Annotated in this window: 19 protein-coding genes and 4 tRNA genes; 11 read left to right on the forward strand and 12 right to left on the reverse strand. The window is 41.0% G+C overall.

Going from position 1 to position 21,519, the window contains the following annotated elements; all coding sequences use genetic code 11:
• Positions 1-324: 324 nt before the first annotated feature.
• The 8 genes from BUA72_RS17450 to BUA72_RS17485 all read left to right on the forward strand — a co-directional run bounded on the left by BUA72_RS17450 (position 325) and on the right by BUA72_RS17485 (position 9,512).
• Complete coding sequence (locus BUA72_RS17450; protein ID WP_072924277.1) at positions 325-3,843, forward strand: beta strand repeat-containing protein; 3,519 nt, start codon at positions 325-327, stop codon at positions 3,841-3,843.
• 119 nt (positions 3,844-3,962) lie between these two features.
• Positions 3,963-4,406, forward strand: a complete 444-nt coding sequence (locus BUA72_RS17455; protein WP_072924278.1) for a transposase — start codon at positions 3,963-3,965, stop codon at positions 4,404-4,406.
• Between the two features lie 121 nt (positions 4,407-4,527).
• Positions 4,528-4,749: a hypothetical protein gene (locus BUA72_RS17460; RefSeq protein WP_047455959.1), complete on the forward strand. Its 222-nt coding sequence runs from the start codon at positions 4,528-4,530 to the stop codon at positions 4,747-4,749.
• Positions 4,721-5,038: a transposase gene (locus BUA72_RS17465; protein WP_072924280.1), complete on the forward strand. Its 318-nt coding sequence runs from the start codon at positions 4,721-4,723 to the stop codon at positions 5,036-5,038. Before BUA72_RS17460 ends, BUA72_RS17465 begins: the two co-directional genes overlap by 29 nt.
• Entirely contained in the window at positions 5,014-5,322 is a 309-nt protein-coding gene (locus tag BUA72_RS17470; protein WP_072924282.1) for a hypothetical protein, read from the forward strand. The genes BUA72_RS17465 and BUA72_RS17470 overlap by 25 nt, the downstream gene beginning before the upstream one ends.
• Positions 5,323-5,708: 386 nt before the next feature.
• A complete protein-coding gene (locus BUA72_RS17475) occupies positions 5,709-8,324 on the forward strand; it encodes a tail fiber domain-containing protein (RefSeq protein WP_072924283.1) in 2,616 nt (871 codons plus the stop codon).
• Between the two features lie 193 nt (positions 8,325-8,517).
• The gene (locus BUA72_RS17480; protein ID WP_072924285.1) at positions 8,518-8,733 is read left to right on the forward strand and encodes a hypothetical protein; all 216 of its coding nucleotides are present in this window, start codon (positions 8,518-8,520) and stop codon (positions 8,731-8,733) included.
• Between the two features lie 338 nt (positions 8,734-9,071).
• A complete protein-coding gene (locus BUA72_RS17485) occupies positions 9,072-9,512 on the forward strand; it encodes a hypothetical protein (protein WP_072924286.1) in 441 nt (146 codons plus the stop codon).
• Between the two features lie 238 nt (positions 9,513-9,750).
• On the opposite strand, the gene BUA72_RS17490 is transcribed toward BUA72_RS17485, so the two are convergent.
• The 4 genes from BUA72_RS17490 to BUA72_RS17505 form a co-directional block, all read right to left on the reverse strand.
• Positions 9,751-9,835, reverse strand: a tRNA-Leu gene (locus BUA72_RS17490).
• Between the two features lie 179 nt (positions 9,836-10,014).
• A tRNA-Leu gene (locus BUA72_RS17495) sits at positions 10,015-10,098 on the reverse strand.
• 5 nt (positions 10,099-10,103) lie between these two features.
• A tRNA-Gly gene (locus BUA72_RS17500) sits at positions 10,104-10,179 on the reverse strand.
• Between the two features lie 4 nt (positions 10,180-10,183).
• Positions 10,184-10,265: transfer RNA gene (locus BUA72_RS17505), tRNA-Leu, on the reverse strand.
• Positions 10,266-10,435: 170 nt separating this feature from the next.
• On the opposite strand from BUA72_RS17505, the gene BUA72_RS17510 reads away from it, so the two are divergent.
• From BUA72_RS17510 to BUA72_RS17520, 3 genes are read left to right on the forward strand one after another with little or no spacing between them, the layout of a single operon-like run.
• Positions 10,436-10,813 (forward strand): DUF3127 domain-containing protein, encoded by a 378-nt coding sequence (locus BUA72_RS17510; protein ID WP_034724756.1) that lies wholly within the window; start codon positions 10,436-10,438, stop codon positions 10,811-10,813.
• 60 nt (positions 10,814-10,873) lie between these two features.
• Positions 10,874-11,527 carry a leucyl/phenylalanyl-tRNA--protein transferase gene (aat, locus tag BUA72_RS17515; protein WP_072924288.1) on the forward strand — a complete coding sequence of 218 codons (654 nt, stop codon included), beginning with the start codon at positions 10,874-10,876 and terminating at the stop codon, positions 11,525-11,527.
• Complete coding sequence (locus tag BUA72_RS17520) at positions 11,514-12,404, forward strand: DMT family transporter (RefSeq protein WP_072924289.1); 891 nt, start codon at positions 11,514-11,516, stop codon at positions 12,402-12,404. Before aat ends, BUA72_RS17520 begins: the two co-directional genes overlap by 14 nt.
• 752 nt (positions 12,405-13,156) lie before the next feature.
• Here the strand turns inward: BUA72_RS17520 and BUA72_RS17525 are convergent.
• The 8 genes from BUA72_RS17525 to BUA72_RS17555 all read right to left on the reverse strand — a co-directional run bounded on the left by BUA72_RS17525 (position 13,157) and on the right by BUA72_RS17555 (position 21,414).
• Positions 13,157-14,539 carry a tetratricopeptide repeat protein gene (locus BUA72_RS17525; RefSeq protein WP_034724546.1) on the reverse strand — a complete coding sequence of 461 codons (1,383 nt, stop codon included), beginning with the start codon at positions 14,537-14,539 and terminating at the stop codon, positions 13,157-13,159.
• A gap of 208 nt (positions 14,540-14,747) precedes the next feature.
• Positions 14,748-15,719 (reverse strand): quinone oxidoreductase family protein, encoded by a 972-nt coding sequence (locus BUA72_RS17530; RefSeq protein WP_072924291.1) that lies wholly within the window; start codon positions 15,717-15,719, stop codon positions 14,748-14,750.
• Between the two features lie 77 nt (positions 15,720-15,796).
• Positions 15,797-16,384, reverse strand: coding sequence for a Crp/Fnr family transcriptional regulator (locus BUA72_RS17535; RefSeq protein WP_072924292.1), 588 nt, complete (start codon positions 16,382-16,384; stop codon positions 15,797-15,799).
• A 48-nt stretch (positions 16,385-16,432) separates the two neighbouring features.
• On the reverse strand, positions 16,433-17,815 hold the full coding sequence (glmM, locus tag BUA72_RS17540) for a phosphoglucosamine mutase (protein ID WP_072924294.1): 1,383 nt from the start codon (positions 17,813-17,815) through the stop codon (positions 16,433-16,435).
• 62 nt (positions 17,816-17,877) lie between these two features.
• Positions 17,878-18,906, reverse strand: coding sequence for a DUF4421 family protein (locus tag BUA72_RS17545; protein WP_139259640.1), 1,029 nt, complete (start codon positions 18,904-18,906; stop codon positions 17,878-17,880).
• 68 nt (positions 18,907-18,974) lie between these two features.
• Positions 18,975-19,127 carry a hypothetical protein gene (locus BUA72_RS24525; protein WP_165571864.1) on the reverse strand — a complete coding sequence of 51 codons (153 nt, stop codon included), beginning with the start codon at positions 19,125-19,127 and terminating at the stop codon, positions 18,975-18,977.
• The gene (feoB, locus tag BUA72_RS17550; RefSeq protein WP_072924297.1) at positions 19,127-21,160 is read right to left on the reverse strand and encodes a ferrous iron transport protein B; all 2,034 of its coding nucleotides are present in this window, start codon (positions 21,158-21,160) and stop codon (positions 19,127-19,129) included. The genes BUA72_RS24525 and feoB overlap by 1 nt, the downstream gene beginning before the upstream one ends.
• The gene (locus BUA72_RS17555; RefSeq protein WP_034724538.1) at positions 21,160-21,414 is read right to left on the reverse strand and encodes a FeoA family protein; all 255 of its coding nucleotides are present in this window, start codon (positions 21,412-21,414) and stop codon (positions 21,160-21,162) included. Before BUA72_RS17555 ends, feoB begins: the two co-directional genes overlap by 1 nt.
• Between the last annotated feature and the right edge of the window lie 105 nt (positions 21,415-21,519).

Here is a 21,519-nt window from a genome sequence, read left to right on the forward strand (position 1 = left end):
CTATTTCATTTCATTTTATGTTTAAAAAGCACAAAATAGGTCCATAAAAATTACTTTATTTTTTCATTTCATTTATTTAAAATGTTAAAAAACACCCCGTAAATTGTTTTTTACTTAAAATTTAACCGCCTTTTTTTGAAATTCTTAAAGTTAACAGCTTTAAAAATTCAAAAAACTGAAAATCAACACATTGCCATTCTCAAATATAACAAAATTAACGCAAAAAACCGACACCCATTAACAAGTAGTTAACCAAAATATGGGATGAGCTGATATCGCCTGCTCTACATTTGTCAAAAAATTATTCAAAAAAATACTAAACAAATGAAAAAGATTATTTTACCCATTGTCGCTGCTGTGTCCTCTATGGCACTGCACGTCCATGCACAGGTAGGTGTAAATACCGACAAGCCTACCTCTACTTTTGATATCACCGCAAAGAATGCTACAGGGACCACCAAGAATGTAGACGGTCTTCTTATTCCAAGAGTAGACCGGGAGAGAGCACAGAATATGTCTTCGGTACCCACCTCTACTTTGATCTACATCAACAGTGCGGCTACAGGATCCCAGACCGGAACAGCCATTAACATTGATGCGGCAGGCTACTACTATTACAACGGCACCGCCTGGACGAAACTTACCTCTACAGGATCCAACAACATCTACAATACCGATGGAACGCTTACCGGAAACAGAATTGTTACCCAGGGAACCAATACCATTGCCTTCAATGGGTCTGCCGTGAATGCTTTCTCTGTAGATGGAACTACACTTTCTGTAGATGCTGCGAATAACAGAGTCGGGATAGGAACCACTACACCCAATGCACCTTTACAGTTAGTCAATGGACTAGGCAATCGTAAAATAATACTGCATGAAGGAGCTAATAACGATAATGAATTTTATGGATTCGGGATTAACGACTATACCCTGCGTTATCAGTCCGGTGCCAATCATGTATTCTATGCAGGTACCGGACCAACATCTTCCACTGAATTGTTTCGTGTGAATGGAGACGGAAACGTGGCGGTAGGTACCTCTACCCCGCAAAAAAAATTCCACGTAAACGGCACCGCTCAGTTCACTAATGAAATCAATGTGGGAGGAACTGCAACGACTGTGGGAAGTCCAGGTACTGCTGGGCAGGTACTTACTTCTGCGGGAGTAGGAGCCGCGCCTACATGGACCACTCCGGCAGTGGCAACCAGCACCAATATCTATAATGCAGACGGGACCCTTACCGGAAACAGAACCGTAGCGCAGGGCGCTAATACCATTGCCTTCAATGGTACCGCTGTTAATGCTTTTTCTGTAGACGGAGGTACACTTTCTGTGGACGCGGCTAATGACAGGGTAGGTATAGGAAAAACGGCACCTCAGTTCTTATTGGATTTAGGGAATCAGGAAGGTAAAAAGATCTCTCTTTATAATGACAGCGGATCCAATTTCTGGGGATTCGGTCTGGGAAACAATGCGTTGGATCTTTATACCGCCAATAATAAGCTCATGACCCTTGGGACAACCAACGTAGGGATAGGAACCAGTACTCCACAGAAAAAACTTCACGTAGACGGAGATCTCCAGATTACCAAAGAACTAAATGTGGGAGGAAGCGGAAATGTGGCAGGAAGCGCCGGTACAGCAGGACAAATCCTTACCTCTGCCGGAGCAGGAGCAGCCCCTACATGGACCACTCCGGCAGCCGTAACCAGCACCAATATCTATAATGCAGACGGGACCCTTACCGGAAACAGAACCGTAACGCAAGGGGCTAATACTTTAGCTTTTAATGGCACCGCTGTCAATGCATTCTCTGTAGATGGAACTACACTTTCAGTAGATGCTGCCAATAACAGAGTCGGTATAGGAACAAACACCCCGACTGCTCAATTGCAGCTAAGTAATACAACCGCAAACAGGAAGATAGCGTTGTTCGACAACCTTGACAATGACAATCAATTTTATGGTTTTGGAGTCAATAGTTTCTTATTACGCTACCAGACCGGTGGTGCAGCAGCGGACCATGGCTTTTTCTCCGGAATTGATAAAGATTCTTCTAAAGAGCTTATGAGGATCAAAGGAGACGGAAATGTAGGGATCGGAACTTCTACCCCTCAAAAAATGTTTCATGTGACCGGAGCTTCACAGTTCGGGAATGAGATTAATGTGGGCGGAACTGCAACTACTATAGGAAGCCCGGGTACAGCAGGACAAATCCTTACCTCTGCAGGAGCAGGTGCTGCGCCTACATGGACCACTCCGGCAGTGGTAACCAGCACCAATATCTATAATGCAGACGGTACCCTGACCGGAAACAGAATTGTAACGCAAGGGGCTAATACTTTGGCCTTTAATGGTACCGCTGTCAATGCTTTCTCTGTAGATGGAACTACACTTTCAGTAGATGCTGCGAATAACAGAGTAGGTATAGGAACCGACAAGCCGAATGCCCCCTTACAGTTAGCCAATGGACTAGGCAATCGTAAAATAGTACTGCACGAAGGAGCTAATAACGATAATGAATTTTATGGATTCGGGATTAACGACTATACCCTGCGTTATCAGTCCGGCGCTAATCATGTATTCTATGCAGGTACCGGACCAACATCTTCCACTGAACTGTTTCGTGTGAATGGAGACGGAAACGTTGCGGTAGGCACCTCTACTCCACAAAAAAAATTCCATGTCAACGGAACCGCTCAGTTCACTAATGAGATCAATGTGGGGGGAACTGCAACGACTGTGGGAAGTCCAGGTACTGCCGGGCAGGTACTTACTTCTGCGGGAGTAGGAGCCGCGCCCACATGGACCACTCCGGCAGTGGCAACCAGCACCAATATCTATAATACAGACGGTACCCTTAACGGAAACAGAACCGTAACACAGGGAGCCAATACCCTTGCTTTTGCAGGAACCGGAAATGTAGGAGTAGGGGTCACAAATCCCGTACAAAAACTAAGCGTGGTGGGCGGAAACGACGCTACTCCCTATAGTGGTATTGCTTCATTTCTTCCTTCAAACACTACCCAGGGAGTCGGGATAGGATGGTCAGGAATTCAAAAGATCGGTTCTATGGCTAATGCAGATTTGACTGTTGATGCTAAAGGAACCGGAAACATTGCCCTTCAAACGCAAGCCACAGGAAATGTAGGGATCGGAACTACAGCTCCTGCTGCTAAACTTCATGTGAACGGAACCGCCCAGTTTAATAATGAGATTAAAGTAGGTGCATCCGGAAACGCAGGAACCACAGGGCAGGTCCTAATATCTAACGGTGCAGGAGCCGCTCCGAAATGGGGAACTATTGCTGATGTAACGCCTACCTCTACAGGAAGTGTACTGGTAGTAGACGGTAAGTTTATCATTGCTCAGGAAATATCTGTGCAGATGACCGGTGATTTCACCTCTACCGGATCAGGTCCCGCCGCTATCGGAAACCTGACGAACGAAATTATAGATAACGAAAACAGGTTTAACGGAACCGCCTCAGGCAACTCATTTACAGTAGGTGCAAACGGAACTTACCAGCTCACCATGAACGCATCCCTTACCGATGTCGGTACGGACCTTAATCCTGTTATAGGGATATTTGATGATACCACAAACCAATGGATTGCCCGTGTTAATGACCAATACAAATCTACCGGTAGTCCTGGTGTTCCCAAACTGCAGACGTACACCCTGATCGTAGCCTTTCCATTGGTAACCACTCATACCTACTCATTCAGACAGGCCACTCCAACAGGAACCATTACCGTGAAAAGTCATAGTACGGCGTATACAACGCCTGACAATATTTCTGCTCCTTTTACCCAAATGTCTCTGAAAAGACTGAAGTAATTCATCTACCGCAGATAAGATTTTAAAAACACAAATGAAAAATCAGACTTCAGCCGGGCGCATTGAAATTTCCCTGTTCCAAAGCCCGGCGGGTCTTTTATTAAAAAAAACTTTTTTCTATGCATAATTTTAAAGACATACATATTGGACAGCTGATTGAGCAGAGGGCTAAAGAGATGGCTACAGATCCGGTGCGTATGTGTGCTTTTCTAAAATGCACAGAGGAAGATATTGAAAACACCTACCGTTCCAAAAGCCTGGACAGTGCCCTGCTGCTGCGCTGGAGCAAACTTCTGGAATATGATTTTTTCAGAATCTACTCCCACCATCTCATCTTATATGCTCCCCCTACATCCAGCCTTTCCACGACTGAAAGAGCGAAAAAAACACCGGCTCTCCCTGAATTCAGAAAAAACATCTACACCATAGAGATCATAGAATTTATACTGGAACAGATAAAATCCGGAACCAAAACAAGGCAGGAAGTGATCAAAGAATACCGGATTCCCAAGACCACGCTTTATAAGTGGATCATTAAATACAGGAAGGAGGAACAGGACTGAGGGGGTTTGAGAGTCTGAGAGTTTGAGGGTTTTGGAGTGGACTGAAAGTGAGCGATGGATGAAGGAGCACTATAAGCCTGGCGCGGATGTAAAAACACGATATCATTTAAAAAACACATGTATGAAAATTTCCTATTCTGAACTGATCGGCATGACCAAGAATGAACTGCTGAACACCATGGGGGATGATTTTAATTTCTATCCCGATGCTGTCTGGATCTATCTTCTGGACAAAAATTTCCTGGGGAGAAAAACATTCCTTATCGTCCGTTTTGACCAAAACATCATCGTAAAAACAGAAATTAAAAAAGCCTATGGAAACATTAAACAAACCCGATTATAAAAGAATTTATGCTGATCTTCTGCATCTGAAATTTCCTGACAAGCTGTCACGCTGCCAGTCTTATCTGGCTAAAAAAGAGCTTTCCGTACAGGATGTCATTCACATCAATGCCCTTATATTCCCTCAGAAGAAAGCCAAAAACCAGCAGCACCGCTCTTATGACCGGTCATCTATTCTGGAAATGCTCAACTACCAGAAGAAGAACAGCCTCAATAACACCCAGCTGGCTATTCATTTCCGGCTCAGCAGAAATACTGTTGCGAAATGGAAAAAGCTGTTTCTGGTATAACCTATACCGCCATGATGCCTGAATTCAGGCTTATATATTTTAAAGTTAAGTTAGATTTTGTATGTGTGAGTGTCAGCGGAAGAGTTTTCCCAGTATTTTTTTTATGTTTATTATTCATCCTTTTTTTCAGAAAACTCTTCCTGTCTGATGCCTCTCTTCCATGGGTGTCCTCATTTTGCGGTTTTGCGGAACGTAGTAATTTAGCTGCCGGAACCACAGACGGTTTCCTTTTTTACAACATTGATCATTATTCTCCGCTTCATAAAGCTGTAGAAGCCCATTAAAAGCAGGCTTATTGAGTACTATTTCATCTATTCAGACTCTTGCTTTAAAACGACCGCCAGGAAATAAAATCTGTATTTTTTTAATTAAAACAGTCTTGGTGTAAAAAAACCAACACATTCAACCTCTACTTCAAATTAATATGAAGGTTTTTATACGCAAAGACCAAAAAATATTTTTCATTCATTACGCTTCGGGAAAACAAGGATTATCCAGTTAACAGAAAATACAACTGAAACCCATTCCCTATCAACTCTTTACCCATTAAAAAGTTAACAAATAAACGGCAGAATTCTTCCTTTGGTTAACAAGTATTTAACATATTTTAAAAGAAAAAAGAATCAACGGCTTTTACTTTTAGGCCAAAATTATTTCGAAAAAACAATCTATGAGAAAAATTATTTTACCTCTGGTCATTGCGGTAACCTCTCTTTCTGTACACGTGAATGCGCAGGTGGGTGTGAATACCCAAACCCCGGCCTCCACACTGGATGTACGGGCCAAAGAAACCACAGGTACCTCCGCAGTGGTAGAAGGACTCCTTATTCCCAGAGTAGACCGGCAAAAGGCACAAAGCATGACGGGTGTCCCCGTCTCTACCATGATCTACATCAACAGCACAGCTACCGGTGCCCAGACGGGAACAGCCGCCAATATCGATGCTGAAGGCTACTACTATTTCAACGGAACAGCCTGGACAAAATTGGCAGGAAACGCAACGCCCGCCAATAACATTTATACTAACGACGGAACACTGGCTGGAAATAGAATTGTAACACAGGGAGCTAATACATTAGCCTTCACAGGAACAGCTGTTAATGCATTCTCTGTAGACGGAGGAACACTTTCGGTAGATGCTGCCAACCATAGGCTTGGCATCGGCACCACTTCCCCTTCTACCAATCTACACATAGTGACTACCGGTACAGGGGGAACTGGCGTATTCACTGCAAACACCGCCAATACGGCCTTGCGCCTGGAAAACACCGGCAACGGGCAGTCTGTTATTCAGAACCTGCTAGCTAAAGATGCTACTGGCAGTACCAAGGGAACTGTACTGGGCATAAATCCTAACTATACAGGTAATAATGGCCTTTTTTACCTTGGCCGAAATGGCGGGGCGGTAGACTTTGGGATGGATTTGGCTAATGGCAACTTTGGGATGGGTGCTAATCCTAACGCCACACAAAAATTAGCTGTTGGCGGCAACTTTAGTGCCAGCGGCACGGTAGGCGTTGGTACCAATACAGCTGGCACTGCCCTCGATGTAAACGGTGCCATTACCAACCGTGAAACTACCGTAGCCGTAACGGGCAATGCTGCTACAGTAGTCGCCAATACATCTCAGGTACAACTTACCGGAGCTGCCACTGCCAATATAACGGTGACAGCTCCTACAGCACCTAATGCAGGCCAGCGTCTTATCATATATAACAATACTACTGGTGGTTTCCCTGCTGTGCTCAATAGTACTCTGGTACCGAGTGGGCAGGCTTTGGAGTTTGTATATAGCAACAATGACTGGCGTGCCTCCAACGGTGGAGCAGTAGCAGTAGCAGCCAATACCAATTGGCTAACCCTTGGTAATACCGGCACCAACCCAACCAATAATTTTATTGGTACCACCGATAACACAGGCTTTGTGATCCGTACCAATAATACGGAAAGAGTGAGGGTTAATCAAGCTGGAAATGTAGGTATCGGTATTGCTAATCCCACTGTTCCTTTACAGTTTAGCAACGCAGCGGCAAGCCGTAAAATTGTTTTTTATGATAATAATCATAATAACGATCACGAATATTTCGGTTTTGGTTTAAATGCAAGCGTACTGCGTTATCAAACAGATGCCACAACTGCAGATCATGTATTTTATGCAGCCGCCAGCAGCACAGCTTCCAATGAATTGATGCGCATTAAAGGAAATGGGAATATTGGTATTGGTACCGCTACACCACAAAGAACACTGCATGTAACTGGCTCTACGCAGCTTACGGGCGAACTGAATGTGGGTGGAAGCGCAACCGCTGCAGGAAGTGCCGGTACAGCTGGCCAGCTTCTTACTTCAGGCGGAGCAGGAGCAGCCCCCACCTGGACGAATGTGACTGACATTAATACAAACATCTACACGAATGACGGAGCCCTTAATGGAAACAGAACCGTAACGCAGGCAGCCAATGCATTGGCCTTCACCGGAACAGGAAATGTGGGATTAGGAGTGGCTAACCCGGCGCAGAAGCTGAGTGTAGTAGACGGGACAAATGCCAACCAATACTTCGGCATTGCTTCTTTTCTTCCTGCCAATTCCACTCAGGGCGTAGGAATTGGATGGGCTGGAATCCGAAAAGTAGGATCTATAGTTAACTCTGATTTTAATATAGATGCCGGAGGCACTGGAAATATTCTACTACAAACACTGGCCACAGGAAACACCATTATTGGAACACGCTTAGGTATAGGAATTACTACTCCCCATGCTCCACTGCATATTGGAGGGGGAACAGCCAACCGTAAAATAATACTTTATGAAGTCGCCAATACTGAGACAGACTTTTACGGCTTTGGTGTTAATGATTTTACACTTCGTTATCAATCACAGGCTAATCATGTCTTTTTCGCGGGTGCCACGGAAATATTTCGCATCAATGGTAACGGAAATGCCACTTTAGCAGGTTCTCTTACCCAGAATTCTGACATCCGTCTGAAAAAAGATATTGTAGATAATACGTATGGTTTAAGTGAGATTTCAAAACTTCGTACCATTAACTACAGATTTAAGGACGAGCAGAGAGGCACCGACAAAAAGATAGGTTTTATTGCGCAGGAAATTAAAGCTGCCATGCCTGAACTGGTCTCTACCGCCAATGATGAAATGAAAACACTGTCCGTAAGTTATCCCGAGATGACGGTAGTGCTTACGAAAGCGGTACAGGAACTTCAGGAACTGGTTAAAAGCCAACAGAAACAAATCGATGAACTAAAAGCTCAGATCAAGCCTAAACCATAATTTTAGACCATCAATCCAATGCTTTTGTTAAAGGTTCTGGAACACAAATAATAGTTTTCCTTCAGCTGTGCCTCCTTAATGAGCGTTCAGGATAAAACACAGCTGAAGATTTTTAAAATATCCATACCCAACTTAAAAAGAATATCACAAAAAAGAAATTAAAAAAGAGTACACCAAAACAACAGATGATGCTATGAAAATTCAGTACAATGATCTTCCGGGAAAGACGAAAAAAGAAGTAATAGAACTATTGGGAGACGAATTCAATTTTTATCCGGACAATATCTGGATCTACCTGCTTCACCGCAATTTTTTCGGAAGAAAAACCTACCTCGTCATCTATTTTGAAAATAATACGGCTACGCATATGAAAATAAGAAAAACCTATGGCAGCATTATCAAAAACTGATGTTATACATTCCAGTAAGGACCAGCTGCTTTTTAATAAAAAACATTGCATGATCACAGATTAATGATCCGTAATATCCTATCAGCAGGAGGGTTTTATGTCGTGCTTTTTAATAATTCATTCGTTTATTCCTCTACTCCCTCCTGTCTGATTTTATCTGCTTAAAAAAATGCGGTCACAGCAAAAATACAATTGAGAAAAAGCAAAAACTTTGAAAGTGATTCTATTATAAGTTCTTCAGCTGAGAATTCTCTATCCTCTTTTTTTTCCTCTCGGCTGAAGTTTTTTTAAAAATTTTTTCTCTTAAATATCCCCAAATAAAAACATTAAAATTCCATATGATGATTAGTATCAGTAACAAAAACGCCATTCTTTTCCATTCTTTTCTATGGATCATTCTCTTATTGCTGGCAACAGCAGCAGTCCTGTATTTTTATTACAGCATCATCCTATTGATCTGTGCTTTTTTATTAACGGTTATAAGTTTCATCCGGCTGGCTTTTTCCAGATATTCAGAAATCACAACGTATAATGAATATATCGCGGTCAAAGACTATCTGATGTTCGGAAACGGCACTGCCTTAAGCTTTACGCCCATTGCATTAGTAGATATTGCTGAGTTTGGTATCAATGAAAAGAAGAATGCCCTTGTTTTCCATACTGAATTTGACGCGAAGGTGGAAAATGCAGGATTTTCATTAAAGTTTTTTACGAAAAAACAAAAATCAGATCTGGAAACAGCCCTCAGGGAAATCATCAACAAAAGCAGGGCTGCATAAAAACCGGAAATCCCTTAAAGCAGCAAAACACATACGTAAGATATTCTAAAGGAATACTGCATTATCAGGTCTATTCAGCAGGAAGGTTTTCACTTCATTTTTCATAAGCCTCATTCTTTTATCAACGAAAGTTCTTCCTGTCTGAATTTTTTAAGATGCCAACCTGATCCGTGCATGGATATATAGGTTGTACTAAAAACAAAAAACTCTCTGTACATAATACAGAGAGTTTTTTTCGTGGTGCGGATGAAGGGACTCGAACCCCCACGCCTCACGGCACCAGATCCTAAGTCTGGCGTGGCTACCAATTACACCACATCCGCTGATTTTTCTTTGTTTAAAGAACCTGTCTCGCTATTGAGACTACAAATATAAAACATTTTGTCTTAAAATAAGAACTAAAAAAACATAAATATGCACAAAAAGTGAATATATACAGTTATTACAAACCCTTCTTAAAACTAAAAAACTCTCTGTCGAAAAAATCTACAGAGAGTTTTAGTACCCCGGGCGGGACTTGAACCCGCACGTTCTTACGAACACAGGATTTTAAGTCCTGCGTGTCTACCAGTTCCACCACCAGGGCAGGTGTGGAGCGAAAAACGGGATTCGAACCCGCGACCCCAACCTTGGCAAGGTTGTGCTCTACCAGCTGAGCTATTTTCGCATAGTGCGGATGAAGGGACTCGAACCCCCACGCCTCACGGCACCAGATCCTAAGTCTGGCATGGCTACCAATTACACCACATCCGCTGGTTTGTTTATTTTAAAGAGCTTGCTTCGTTTTTGTGAGTGCAAATATAGGACATTTTCCTTTACCTCCAAACTTTTCAGAAAAAAAAATTAAAATTCACACATTTTTTTTCTGCCTCACCTATTATTACATTTCATTTTCTTACTTTTACAACGTTAATAATTACAATATGGAATTACAAGGAACGGTAAAGAAACTTTTTGATGCTCAGACATTTGCAAGTGGTTTTCAAAAGAGAGAAATGGTTATTTTAACTCAGGAACAGTATCCACAGCCGATAAACATAGAATTTTTGTCTGATAAGATCAGTTTATTAGATAACCTTAAGGAAGGTGAAACTGTAAAGGTGGGAATCAACATCAGAGGAAGAGAATGGGTTTCTCCTCAGGGCGAAACTAAATATTTCAATTCTATCACAGGATGGAAAATTGAAAAAGTGATGGACAACGGATCTGAGCCTACTCAGGCATCCCCTTCTCAGTCTGCCTCTCCGGTTTCCAACGAAAACCCTTTCGCTGGCGACGATGACGACGATTTACCTTTTTAATTAAAAGAAAAAGATCAAATATAAATCCTGCTTGCTCAAGTGGGATTTTTTTTCCAAAATATGGTCCGACTAGACGAAAATGAGATTTCATTCCCCGATCCTGAACTTTATGACGGGCATGAAGGCCTGATTGCTTTTGGCGGCGATCTGTCCATAGAACGTATTTGGTTTGCTTACCAGCTGGGAATCTTTCCGTGGTACAATCCCGGAGAGGAAATATTGTGGTGGAGCCCGGATCCGAGGTTCGTGCTGTATCCTGATGAGCTGAAAGTATCCAAATCGATGCGGAAAATCCTGGACAGGGATGTTTTTACCTTTTCTGAGAATAAAAATTTCAGGGAAGTGATCAGAAACTGCCAGCAAACCAACAGAAAAGAACAGACGGGAACGTGGCTCTCCGATGAACTGATGGAGTCTTTCATCAAACTTCACGATTATGGTCTTGCCAAAAGTATTGAAGTATGGCAGGATGAAGAACTGGTGGGTGGATTTTACGGCCTTCAGATCGGAAGTGTCTTCTGTGGCGAAAGTATGTTTGCCAAGGTAAGCAACGCCTCTAAAGCCGGTTTTATCCATTTTGTAGAAAGCAACAAAGACAGCCTTGATCTTATTGACTGCCAGTCTCATACCGACCACCTCGAGAGCTTAGGTGCAAAAATGATTCCTAAAAAAGATTTTTTAAAAACCTTACACAAAAACAATGAACGCAGATAAAGAAAAATGGATCCTCCTGATTGTATTAACGGTTATCTGGGGATCGTCATTTATTTTGATCAAAAAATCTCTTGAGCATTTCAGTCCTTATCAGGTAGGCGCTCTGAGAGTATTGATCGCTGGAATTATTCTGATGCCTGTTGCCATTTCAAAATATAAACTGTTTCCGAAAAAGCATTTAAAATGGCTTATTCTGGCTGCATTTACAGGAAATTTCATTCCAATGTTCTTATTTCCGATCGCTGAAACGGAAGTGAGCAGCAGTATTGCCGGAATCATCAATTCCATGATGCCGATCTTTGTAATCATTGTAGGTGCGCTGGTCTGGAAGTTTGAAACCACTAAAAGACAGATGGTGGGAACGCTGATCAGTTTTGCAGGCGTGTGCTTACTGGCGTTTGGTGGTGATGGTGAAGGCGGAAAGTTTAAACTGATCCCGATATTGCTTTTATTACTGGCTACATTATGCTACGCTCTAAGTACAACGACCGTGAAGTCTAAACTTATGGATGTTTCTTCCACGATTTTATCTGCTTTTGTTTTTTCTTTTGTCTTATTTTTCCCTTCTCTTATTGCTTTGACATTCACGGGATTCTTTTCGACATTCAGTTTTAGTGAAGATAATATGCTGGGACTGATGTTTGTAGGTCTTTTATCCGTCTTCGGAACAGGACTGGCCATGACATTGAATTACCGGTTACTGAAAGTCTCCACTCCCCTTTTTGCTTCAACAGTAACGCTGCTGATGCCGATCGTGGCTATTATCTGGGGCTTTTTGGATGGCGAAAAACTGAGTATCTTACAGTTTGTAGGAGCAGGAGTCATTATTGGCGGACTGATCTTTTTAAGGTCTAAATCCGGCGTTGTCAAAAAGTAGGTTCGTTTTCTATGTGATGCGGAACTGTAAAATATTCTTGCTTTTAATGCATTTTGACGCAAAGATTTATTTAGGAAGCGCATGATTTTGAGGAAGGCAAAGACTTCGACTGCGTCGATGATGAAGCTGACCGATGAAACGCCCGCCTGGGTAAATCAGTAAAATGTGATTGTGATGAAGGGAATGGATATGCAATGATTTAAAAATCTCTCGCAGATTATGCAGATGGCACAGATGTTTGAGTATACTTTTTAATGATTTTAAAATTGATCTCAATTAAAATATCATCTGCGTTATTTTCCTAATCTGGGAGGAAAAACTCAAACCATTAAGATCCTGTTAAGCTTTAGCTTCGCTTTAAGACGTACAAATTAAAAAATCATTTGATTTTTTCTTAACTCATCTTACCGCCTTCATTGATCTTAATGTTTCAAAAAAATATCAACCACAAAAGTCACAAAAGTTTTAAACACTTTAGCTATTTTAAGTAAAATGTATTGCGGATACAAAGAGCACATAAGTTTAGAAAAAATCAAAGATTTTTATAAAGAACATGCATTAAAATCTGCATCATCTGAGAAATCTGCGAGAGATAAAAAAATATAAAGCTTTGAAACTAAAGTGCTCTAACTTGTTTAAAGAATTAAAAACAAAAATCCCGCATTGCTGCAGGATTTATTTATTTGGATTGTTTTAAAATCTTTAAGAATCTTACGTATGGATGAGACAGATCACTCCCCTCGTCCAAGTTCCTAAGAATTCTTCTTTTTCACTTTTGCTTTGACCTTCTTCACCTCATCTTTAATGAAAGGATATTTTTTCTGCATATCCGTAGCAAGTGATGAATCTTTGCTTAATGCTTTCTGAAGGATTTCTGTTCCACTTTCAGGCCTTTTCAGGTTGAAATAACAGTTGCTTAGCTGATAATACAGCTCTGCCCTGTCGTGTACCTTAATCGCCCTGTCCAGAATAGTCACCGCTTCTTCATATTCTCCAAGAAGCATTAAAACTTCTGAATACGCATACCAGTTATAAAATCTTGAAGGTTCAGCATCTACGAGCTTTTTCAGGCAGGTAAGGCTTTCTTCAAATTTTCCGGAATCAATCAACAGAAACGCCAGTCTTTTCTGATAGTCAAGATTGGTATCATTCAAGTGAGTGGCTTCGAGTGCAAAATGCAGCGCTTCTTTCATACCGCCCATTTCTTCATATAAATAAGACTGCTCCATCATCGCAAGATAAAACTGCGGGTCTTCTCTCAGTGATTTCTGGAACGCATTAAGAGCCATAATCGACTGTTTCTGCGCTTTATAGCATAATCCTATTTTATAAAAAGTAAATGCTTTGGTATATTCAAGCTCAAGCATTTCCTCATATACTGCCACCGCTTTCTGATATTGTCCTAAAGCTTCATAACAGGCTGCTTTGTTCGCATATACTCCCACAGAACTTGAATTGATGGCCAACAGGTAGTCATACCCTTTAATAGCTTCTTCAAAATTCTTTCTGTTGAAATAAAACTGTCCGTATTCAAACCATGCGGTTTCGGAATAAGCAAATTCATCTAAGTATTCATTAAGAAAGGCAATAGCCTCCTCGCTCTTATTCAGGTCGCTGAAGCAGATCATACAGTTTTCAAGCGAATACTCGTCCGTAGGATCTTCTTTCAGAGCTTTTCTGTAGTGTTTAAGAGCGTTAAAGGGATCTCCCAGGTTTACATATTCGTCCGCAATAAAGTTGTGCAGAAAGTTCTCTTCTTCCTGCAGTTCTAAGGCTTTTTTGCAGATGTCAATGGCTTTTCTAGGGTTTCCCAGGTTCGAATAATACTTCGCATAGCAGACCATAAAATCTGTGTTTTCCATCGATGCCCCTTTCAGTTCGTCGATGAGTTCTTTTGCGGTATTATAATCTTCCCATTCCAAGAGAATTTCAAGTCTTTTGATCTTGATATCTAATGAATTCGGGTGAAGCTTAAGGCCATAGTTAACAGCATTGTCTGCGTAGTTAAAATCTCCCAGCTCCAAATAATAAACAATGATATCTTCCAACTCTTCGGTATCGAAGTAGAATTCATCATTATTTTCCATCATTTCCTCGAACTTTTTTACAAGTTCATTTCCAAAATACTCTTCCAATAGTGTCGTCTTTGTCAGCCCGATGTCTGAATATGCTTACAAACCTCGGCAAACTTTATTAATTAATAATAACTTCTGAATCTGAAATTCAAATGTTTATGCAAAGTTGCAACTTTTTTTTGAATTAATTTTTCATAAATTTCTATTTTAAAGATAGTAAAAAAAGAAAACAGATAAAAGGATTGTGGATAAAAAACGCAAATTGTGGTTAAATAGTCAGAACAAGTCTTTTTCCGGCGGGAATTTCGGCGTTCCAGACCGTTTCTACATCCCTGATGTCTGCTTTTTCTGTATCTATTTTAATATTACCCTCTACGGCTGCCTGAAACATTTCGGGAATAATTTCCGTAAACAGGAGATGAGTCTCTTCTTTGGTCCAGCTTCCCAATCCGGAACCAGAAATCTGAATATCTGTTCCCCTCAGAATTTGTGATGACAGCTGAATGGTATCGCCGCTCATTCCTCCAACAGAAACCAATCTGGTCTTGTGAGAAAATGTTCCGTTTCCTTTAAGAGCGTACAGCATCATCTCTATAGAATGACCCCAGAGATAATCTAAGATAATATCAATGGGTGTTTTATTGTGAATTTCTTTAATTTTTGTTTTAAAATCTTCGTCCGGCTGTTTTAAAGAGACCACCTCATCTGCTCCAAGTCTCAGAAGTGATTGTAAAGAGTCTTCATTTCTGCCTGTGGCAATGATTTTTTTAGCTCCGTACAATTTAGCCACCTGAACTGCAATTTTCCCTGTAACGCCGGTTGCTCCATTGATCAGAACGGTATCGCCGGGCTTCATCCCTGCTTTAAACTTCAGTCCCATCGCAGATCCCATTACAGCATTAGGCAGTGCAGCCGCAGTAGCGAAATCCAGTTCTTCCGGTACAGGAATAATAAATCCTTTTTCAGCATTGACTTTCTCAGCTGTGGTTCCTTTTTTACTGAAAAAATATACTTTCTGACCATTATCAAGATATCCGGCACCATCTGTTCCTATAATTCTTGGCTGATGTGCTTCGCTGCTGACGGAATAATGACTTCCACCCGCGATAGCCCTGTCAAGATTTTTGATGGATGCTGCTTTGACTGATACCTGCGTTTCATTTTCTTTAGGGGTTTCCGGATCCGGAAAATCTGCATATTGAGGAATGCTTCCTTTTTCAAATACGACTGCTACTTTCATTGTATTATATTTTTATACAAAATTAGGAGGAGAGCAGTGTGCCGTGCAATAACATTTGTTATCAGTTATCCTCTTGACTATTTTTTTAAAGCATCCTCTTTTAAGATAGCACTTTTGATACGGCTCAGATGCACCGTGGTAATGCCCAGGTAGGACGCAATATAATGCTGTGGAATTCTTCTGATGATTTCGGGGCGTTCTCTGGTAAGGCTGAGATAACGCTGTTTCGGGGTATCTTTTATAAATGAGAAAAAATGTTTCATATAGTCGAAGATCCTTTCAAAAAGAGAATCCATGAATTGGGTTCTCAGTTCGGGATCTTCATACACTTCGGCCAAAACAGCATCTGCATCAGCTTTACGGATCTTCCATAGAGTGCAGGGCTCTATGGTTTCGAAGGAGACCATGCTTGGCAGACCTTTTCTGAAACTTTCAAGGGACGAGAACATGGTGTTTTCCATAAAGAACTGGAAGGTCACGTCTTTCCCGTCATTGTTGTACCAGGCCCTTACAACTCCTTTTTCAATATAATAAGCACTGTCTGAAACCTCATTTTCTTTTAAAAGCAGAGTTTTAGCAGGAATTTCCATGCGCTCAAAGCAGCTTAGAAATTTCCGCCATTTTCCTTTCGGGAAAAGAAACCTGTTTTGTATATGCTCAAACATTTAACAAGAAAAAAGAACGGAGCATTTCTGTTCCGTTCCTTATTTATTTTAGATTAAACTTTTAATTTTAGCGATGATATCATCTCCAAGTTTATCGGCTTCTTCCTGAGTGTAAGCTTCAGTATAGATTCTGATAATCGGTTCTGTATTGGATTTTCTAAGGTGTACCCAATTGTTTTCAAAGTCAATTTTCACACCGTCTACCGTAGAAACCTCTTCATTCTGATATTCCTTTTCCATTTTGGCTAAAATATCATCTACGTTGATCTCAGGAGTCAGTTCTATTTTCTTTTTCCCCATAAAGTAGCTTGGATATCCTGCTCTTAATTCGGAAACTGTTTTTCCTTCTTTAGCCAAATGAGTTAAAAACAATGCAGCTCCTACTAAAGAGTCTCTTCCGTAATGAAGATCTGGATAGATAATTCCACCGTTTCCTTCTCCTCCGATCACTGCATTTTTCTCCTTCATTAAGTTCACTACATTCACCTCTCCTACAGCACTGGCAAAGTATTCTGAATCGTGGCTTCTGGCAACATCTCTCAAAGCACGGCTTGAAGACAGGTTTGAAATAGCAGCGCCTTTTTTATGTTTCAATAAATAATCTGCTACGGCAACCAGAGTATATTCTTCCCCGAACATTTCTCCATTTTCATCAATTAATGCCAGTCTGTCTACATCCGGATCTACAACGATTCCCAGATCTGCTTTTTCTTTCTTTACCAGCTCGCAGATGTCTCCCAAATGCTCTTTTAAAGGCTCAGGATTGTGCGGAAACTGTCCGTTCGGTTCGCAGTATAGTTTTATGGTCTCGCAGCCTAATTTATCCAACAGCATTGGAATAGCGATTCCTCCCGTAGAGTTGACCGCATCAAGAACGATTTTGAATTTCTTCGCTTTAATAGCCTCAACATCTACCATCGGAAGATCTAAAATCTGCTGAATATGAATGTCAAAAGCATCCTCTCTCGTTTCATATTTCCCAAGATCGTCTACTTCAGCGTAGTTGAAATCTTCATTTTCAGCGAGTGCAAGTACTTTGGCACCATCGTCTCCGCTGATGAATTCTCCTTTGCCATTTAAGAGCTTAAGAGCATTCCACTGTTTTGGATTGTGAGAAGCAGTAAGGATGATTCCTCCGTCTGCATTCAGTTCAGGTACCATAATTTCCACGGTTGGTGTTGTGGAAAGTCCTAAATCTACTACATTGATCCCTAATCCCTGAAGGGTAGCGGTTACCAGTGAAGAAACCATTTCGCCGGAAATTCTGGCGTCTCTTCCTATAACAAGGGTTAAATTCTTTTTATTCTGTGTATTCTGAAGCCAGGTTCCGAATGCAGAGGCAAATTTCACCACGTCCAGAGGAGTCAGGTTATCATTTACTTTTCCGCCGATGGTGCCCCGGATCCCTGAAATAGATTTTATTAACGACATTCTGTTTTTATTTTTTTAAGTTGTTTTTTATTCCGGACAAAGATACTTAAAAGACGCTTACGTTATAAAACAGGAATCTTTTTCTGAATCTTATCATAATTTCTTTCCACGACTTTCGGAGGTGGGAAACGGTAACCGATGTACAGCAATCCATACAGGTTGTTGTTCTGCACGCTCTGGTCCCCTTTTTCATTGTAGGCAGAGGCATTGACATTGAACTTTCCTCCGAAAAGAATTCTGTCTGTATTGTACCCTATATGAAGCCCTGTAGCAAACCTGATGGTCAGGTACTGCGTGTTTTCTTTGTTGAATTTTGCCCCGTCACCACGGATGTCCCAGCTGCTGGAAAACATTCCGCCCAGCCCCAGTGAGACATTAGGTGAGATATTGACTCTTTTCTTAGCGCCAAGCACCCAGTTATAAAAGTAGCCCATATTGGCTCCAAAACTGTACTGAGTCTCCTTACTTTTCTGGCCGTTTAAAATGTCTCTAAAAATGGAAAGGTCATAATCTACAAAAGGAACCCAGCTTCCGCGGCTCTCCTTCTGCCATTCACCTTGGGTATAAATGCTTTTCAGGGAAAAATCATTCTTCATGACGTAGGCTGTAGATCCTCCAAAACTCTGAATTCTCAGATCGGGAAACTGAAGATATGGATCTACTCCTTCTCTCCATTCCGGAAAGAAGTCTTTCATATTCTCCATATAAAACCCTTTTACATTTTTGTAGTAAACGGTCTGGATAAATTTTTTCGGGAAAAAGCGGAATCTGAAGTCCGCATAGGAACTGCTTCCTTTAAGTTCGTCATCATTGTTACCCGGAAGAAAATTCGGGGTAAATGATACGGTGGCACTGATAATCCTGTAATCAATAGAAACAGAAGCCCTTGTTTTGTTGTTGATGGTATAACTGGTTTCTATAGCCTTATCTTCAGGACCTTCCGTGTAAACATATTTTTCAATATTGGTATCAAGGTTGATCCGGACCATCACCTGATCTGCATAAGATTTGATTTTGGCCGTATCGATCTGGGCTTTTGCCATAACCGTTACAAGGAAAAATAGAAGGACTGCTGCTGATTTCGGGCTCAAATCGAAAAGGTTTTAGTTTCAGAAAATGAAATTACTACAATTTTTTCAATTATAAGCTTAGAACAGGACTATGAGCATCCGCAATCTTTATCGCAGCCGGTTCTTTTGGAGCTGAATCTTTTGGGTGCAAAATTCTTTCTGAGCACTTTAAATAAAGAGTAGCAGGCAAATGCAACGATCAATACGATAATAACGTACTGGAATAGTAATGAAGTATCCATTATTTTAAAATCTGATATGCTATCAACGACACAAAATATGCCAAACCTGTCATCATCGCTACCTGAAAGCCGGTCCATTTCCAGCTTTTGGTTTCTCTGTAGACTACTGCCAGTGTAGAAACACACTGCATTGCAAATGCGTAGAATAAAAGTACGGAAATTCCGGTTGCAAAACTGAAGACTTTTGAGCCATCCGGATTTACATCTCTTCTCATTTTATCAATCACTTTTACTTCGGGAGCATCATCTTCAAGGCTGTATAAAGTAGACATGGTTCCCACGAAAACTTCTCTCGCTACAAAACTTGTCAGAATCCCTACGCCCATTTTCCAGTCGTAGCCAAGGGGTTCGATAAGAGGCTCAATTCCTTTTCCCATTTTCGCCAGATAAGAATGATCCAGTTCAACGTTTGTCGCTACAAACTGTTCAGGTTTCTGTTTGGGTCCGAAATAACTCAGGAACCAGATGATGATACTTACAATAAATATGATTTTTCCTGCTCCTGTAATGAATTCCCAGACTTTTCCCAAAACCATTTTAAAATCGTATCCGAAAAGAGGTTTTTTATAGGTTGGAAGATCCATGACAAGATAGGTCTTCCCTTCATTTTTGATAAATCCTTTAAGAATAGCTGCTGAAAGTAAAGCCACAACGAAACCTAAAAGGTACATGCCCATCAGCACAAGCGCTTTATATTTGATTCCAAGGAAAGATCCTTCTGAAATGATCAGCCCGATAATGATACTGTAGACCGGAAGCCTTGCGGAACAGGTCATGAAAGGGGTCACCAATATGGTCAACAGCCTTTCTCTTACATTTTCAATATTTCTTGTGGAGATCACGGCAGGAATAGCACAGGCCGTCCCGGACACTAGTGGAACAATACTTTTTCCATTCAATCCGAACGGACGTAAAAGCCTGTCCATCAGGAATACCACTCTCGCCATATATCCTGAGTCTTCCAGCAAATAAAGGAAGTATAATAAAATCCCGATCTGAGGGGCAAAGACTACAATGCCTCCGATTCCGGGAACAATTCCGTTTGAAATCAATGAGTTAATAGGTCCTTCCGGCAGATGTTCACCTGTAAAGGCAGCCAGCCATGAAAAGAAACTTTCGATCCAGTTCATTGGATACTCGGCCAGGAAGAATACACTTTGGAAAATAATCAGCAGGATCATCAGGAACACGACATAGCCCCAGAATTTGTGAACCAGTACTTTGTCCAGTTTTTCAGTCAGAAGTTCTTTGAACTGCGCTTTTTTAGAGATCACATCTGACAAAATTCTGTCAACATTCTGATATCTTCTTACGGTTTCCTGTACCTGAAGTCTTTTGGGAACCAGACTTTTAGAATCAGGTTCATTCATCTGGTCTTTGATGGATCCAATCTTTCCAAGATCAGTGCCTAATGAAAGGCTCATCCACGCTTTATATTCGTTGTCGATGCCTTTGTGGGCTGCTAATTTTTGAATAAAATCTTTGTGTTCGTTTGGTGTTTCAAAAGAGTTTTTTTCTGCTTTTACAAAACCTTTATTCAGGACAGCTTCTCTGATCTCATCGATTCCCAGCTGCTCTTTAGCATTGGTTTGAATGATTTTGATGCCCAAAGCATCAGAAAATTTCTGGATATCAATGCTGATTCCTCTTCTTTCCGCCTGGTCGATCTGATTCACTACCAGAATCATCGGAATTCCAAGGTCCTGTATCTGCTGAAACAGAAGCAATCCTCTTTTCAGACTTAATGCTTCAAGAATATAGATAACGCCGGCGTAATTTTTTTGCTCGTCAATAAGAAATTTGGAAAAAATAGCTTCATCTTCTGAGCTTGGATAGACACTGTACGAACCCGGCAGGTCGATCACCTCAACTTCCTCGTTTTTATAGGTGTATTTTCCTGAATGGCTCGCTACGGTAACTCCTGCATAATTTCCGGTTTTCTGCTTTTTGTTGCACAGAGCATTGAAAACCGTAGACTTTCCTACATTGGGATTCCCGACTAAAAGGACCTGTTTTTTCTTATTTTCCTGCATTAATTCAATTCTTCAACAATGATATAATTTCCCTCTTCTTCACGTAGAGCGATTCGGCTTTTTTCCTCTCCAAATTCTACATACATAGGACCATTGAATGGTGCCTGATACAATATTCTGAAAATTGTTTCCGGCAGCAATCCCATTTCTATAATCTTGTTAGGCATCTTCAGGTGATCGTTATCATAGCCCAAAATCTTCCCCATTTTGTTTTTAGGGAATGTGCTTAATTTATGTAAGTCCTTCTCTTTCAAAACCTGCTTTTTAGTAAGGGCAAATATACGCTATTTAAATTTAATCTAAATAACGATGGGTATGAAAGAAATCAACCCAAATACATGGCTGTATCTGGGTTGATT

Origin of the sequence: Chryseobacterium sp. OV279 (assembly GCF_900128945.1) — a bacterium.
In the GTDB taxonomy this organism is placed as follows: domain Bacteria; phylum Bacteroidota; class Bacteroidia; order Flavobacteriales; family Weeksellaceae; genus Chryseobacterium.

Coding starts and splice junctions, on each gene's coding strand:
- BUA72_RS17465 (WP_072924280.1), top strand. CDS start 4,721: ATGGAAACATTAAACAAACCCGATTATAAAAGAATTTATGCTGATCTT.
- BUA72_RS17460 (WP_047455959.1), top strand. CDS start 4,528: ATGAAAATTTCCTATTCTGAACTGATCGGCATGACCAAGAATGAACTG.
- BUA72_RS24525 (WP_165571864.1), bottom strand. CDS start 19,127: ATGGATACTTCATTACTATTCCAGTACGTTATTATCGTATTGATCGTT.
- BUA72_RS17485 (WP_072924286.1), top strand. CDS start 9,072: ATGATGATTAGTATCAGTAACAAAAACGCCATTCTTTTCCATTCTTTT.
- BUA72_RS17530 (WP_072924291.1), bottom strand. CDS start 15,719: ATGAAAGTAGCAGTCGTATTTGAAAAAGGAAGCATTCCTCAATATGCA.
- BUA72_RS17450 (WP_072924277.1), top strand. CDS start 325: ATGAAAAAGATTATTTTACCCATTGTCGCTGCTGTGTCCTCTATGGCA.
- BUA72_RS17480 (WP_072924285.1), top strand. CDS start 8,518: ATGAAAATTCAGTACAATGATCTTCCGGGAAAGACGAAAAAAGAAGTA.
- BUA72_RS17455 (WP_072924278.1), top strand. CDS start 3,963: ATGCATAATTTTAAAGACATACATATTGGACAGCTGATTGAGCAGAGG.
- BUA72_RS17535 (WP_072924292.1), bottom strand. CDS start 16,384: ATGTTTGAGCATATACAAAACAGGTTTCTTTTCCCGAAAGGAAAATGG.
- BUA72_RS17510 (WP_034724756.1), top strand. CDS start 10,436: ATGGAATTACAAGGAACGGTAAAGAAACTTTTTGATGCTCAGACATTT.
- feoB (WP_072924297.1), bottom strand. CDS start 21,160: ATGCAGGAAAATAAGAAAAAACAGGTCCTTTTAGTCGGGAATCCCAAT.
- aat (WP_072924288.1), top strand. CDS start 10,874: ATGGTCCGACTAGACGAAAATGAGATTTCATTCCCCGATCCTGAACTT.
- BUA72_RS17520 (WP_072924289.1), top strand. CDS start 11,514: ATGAACGCAGATAAAGAAAAATGGATCCTCCTGATTGTATTAACGGTT.
- BUA72_RS17475 (WP_072924283.1), top strand. CDS start 5,709: ATGAGAAAAATTATTTTACCTCTGGTCATTGCGGTAACCTCTCTTTCT.
- glmM (WP_072924294.1), bottom strand. CDS start 17,815: ATGTCGTTAATAAAATCTATTTCAGGGATCCGGGGCACCATCGGCGGA.
- BUA72_RS17470 (WP_072924282.1), top strand. CDS start 5,014: ATGGAAAAAGCTGTTTCTGGTATAACCTATACCGCCATGATGCCTGAA.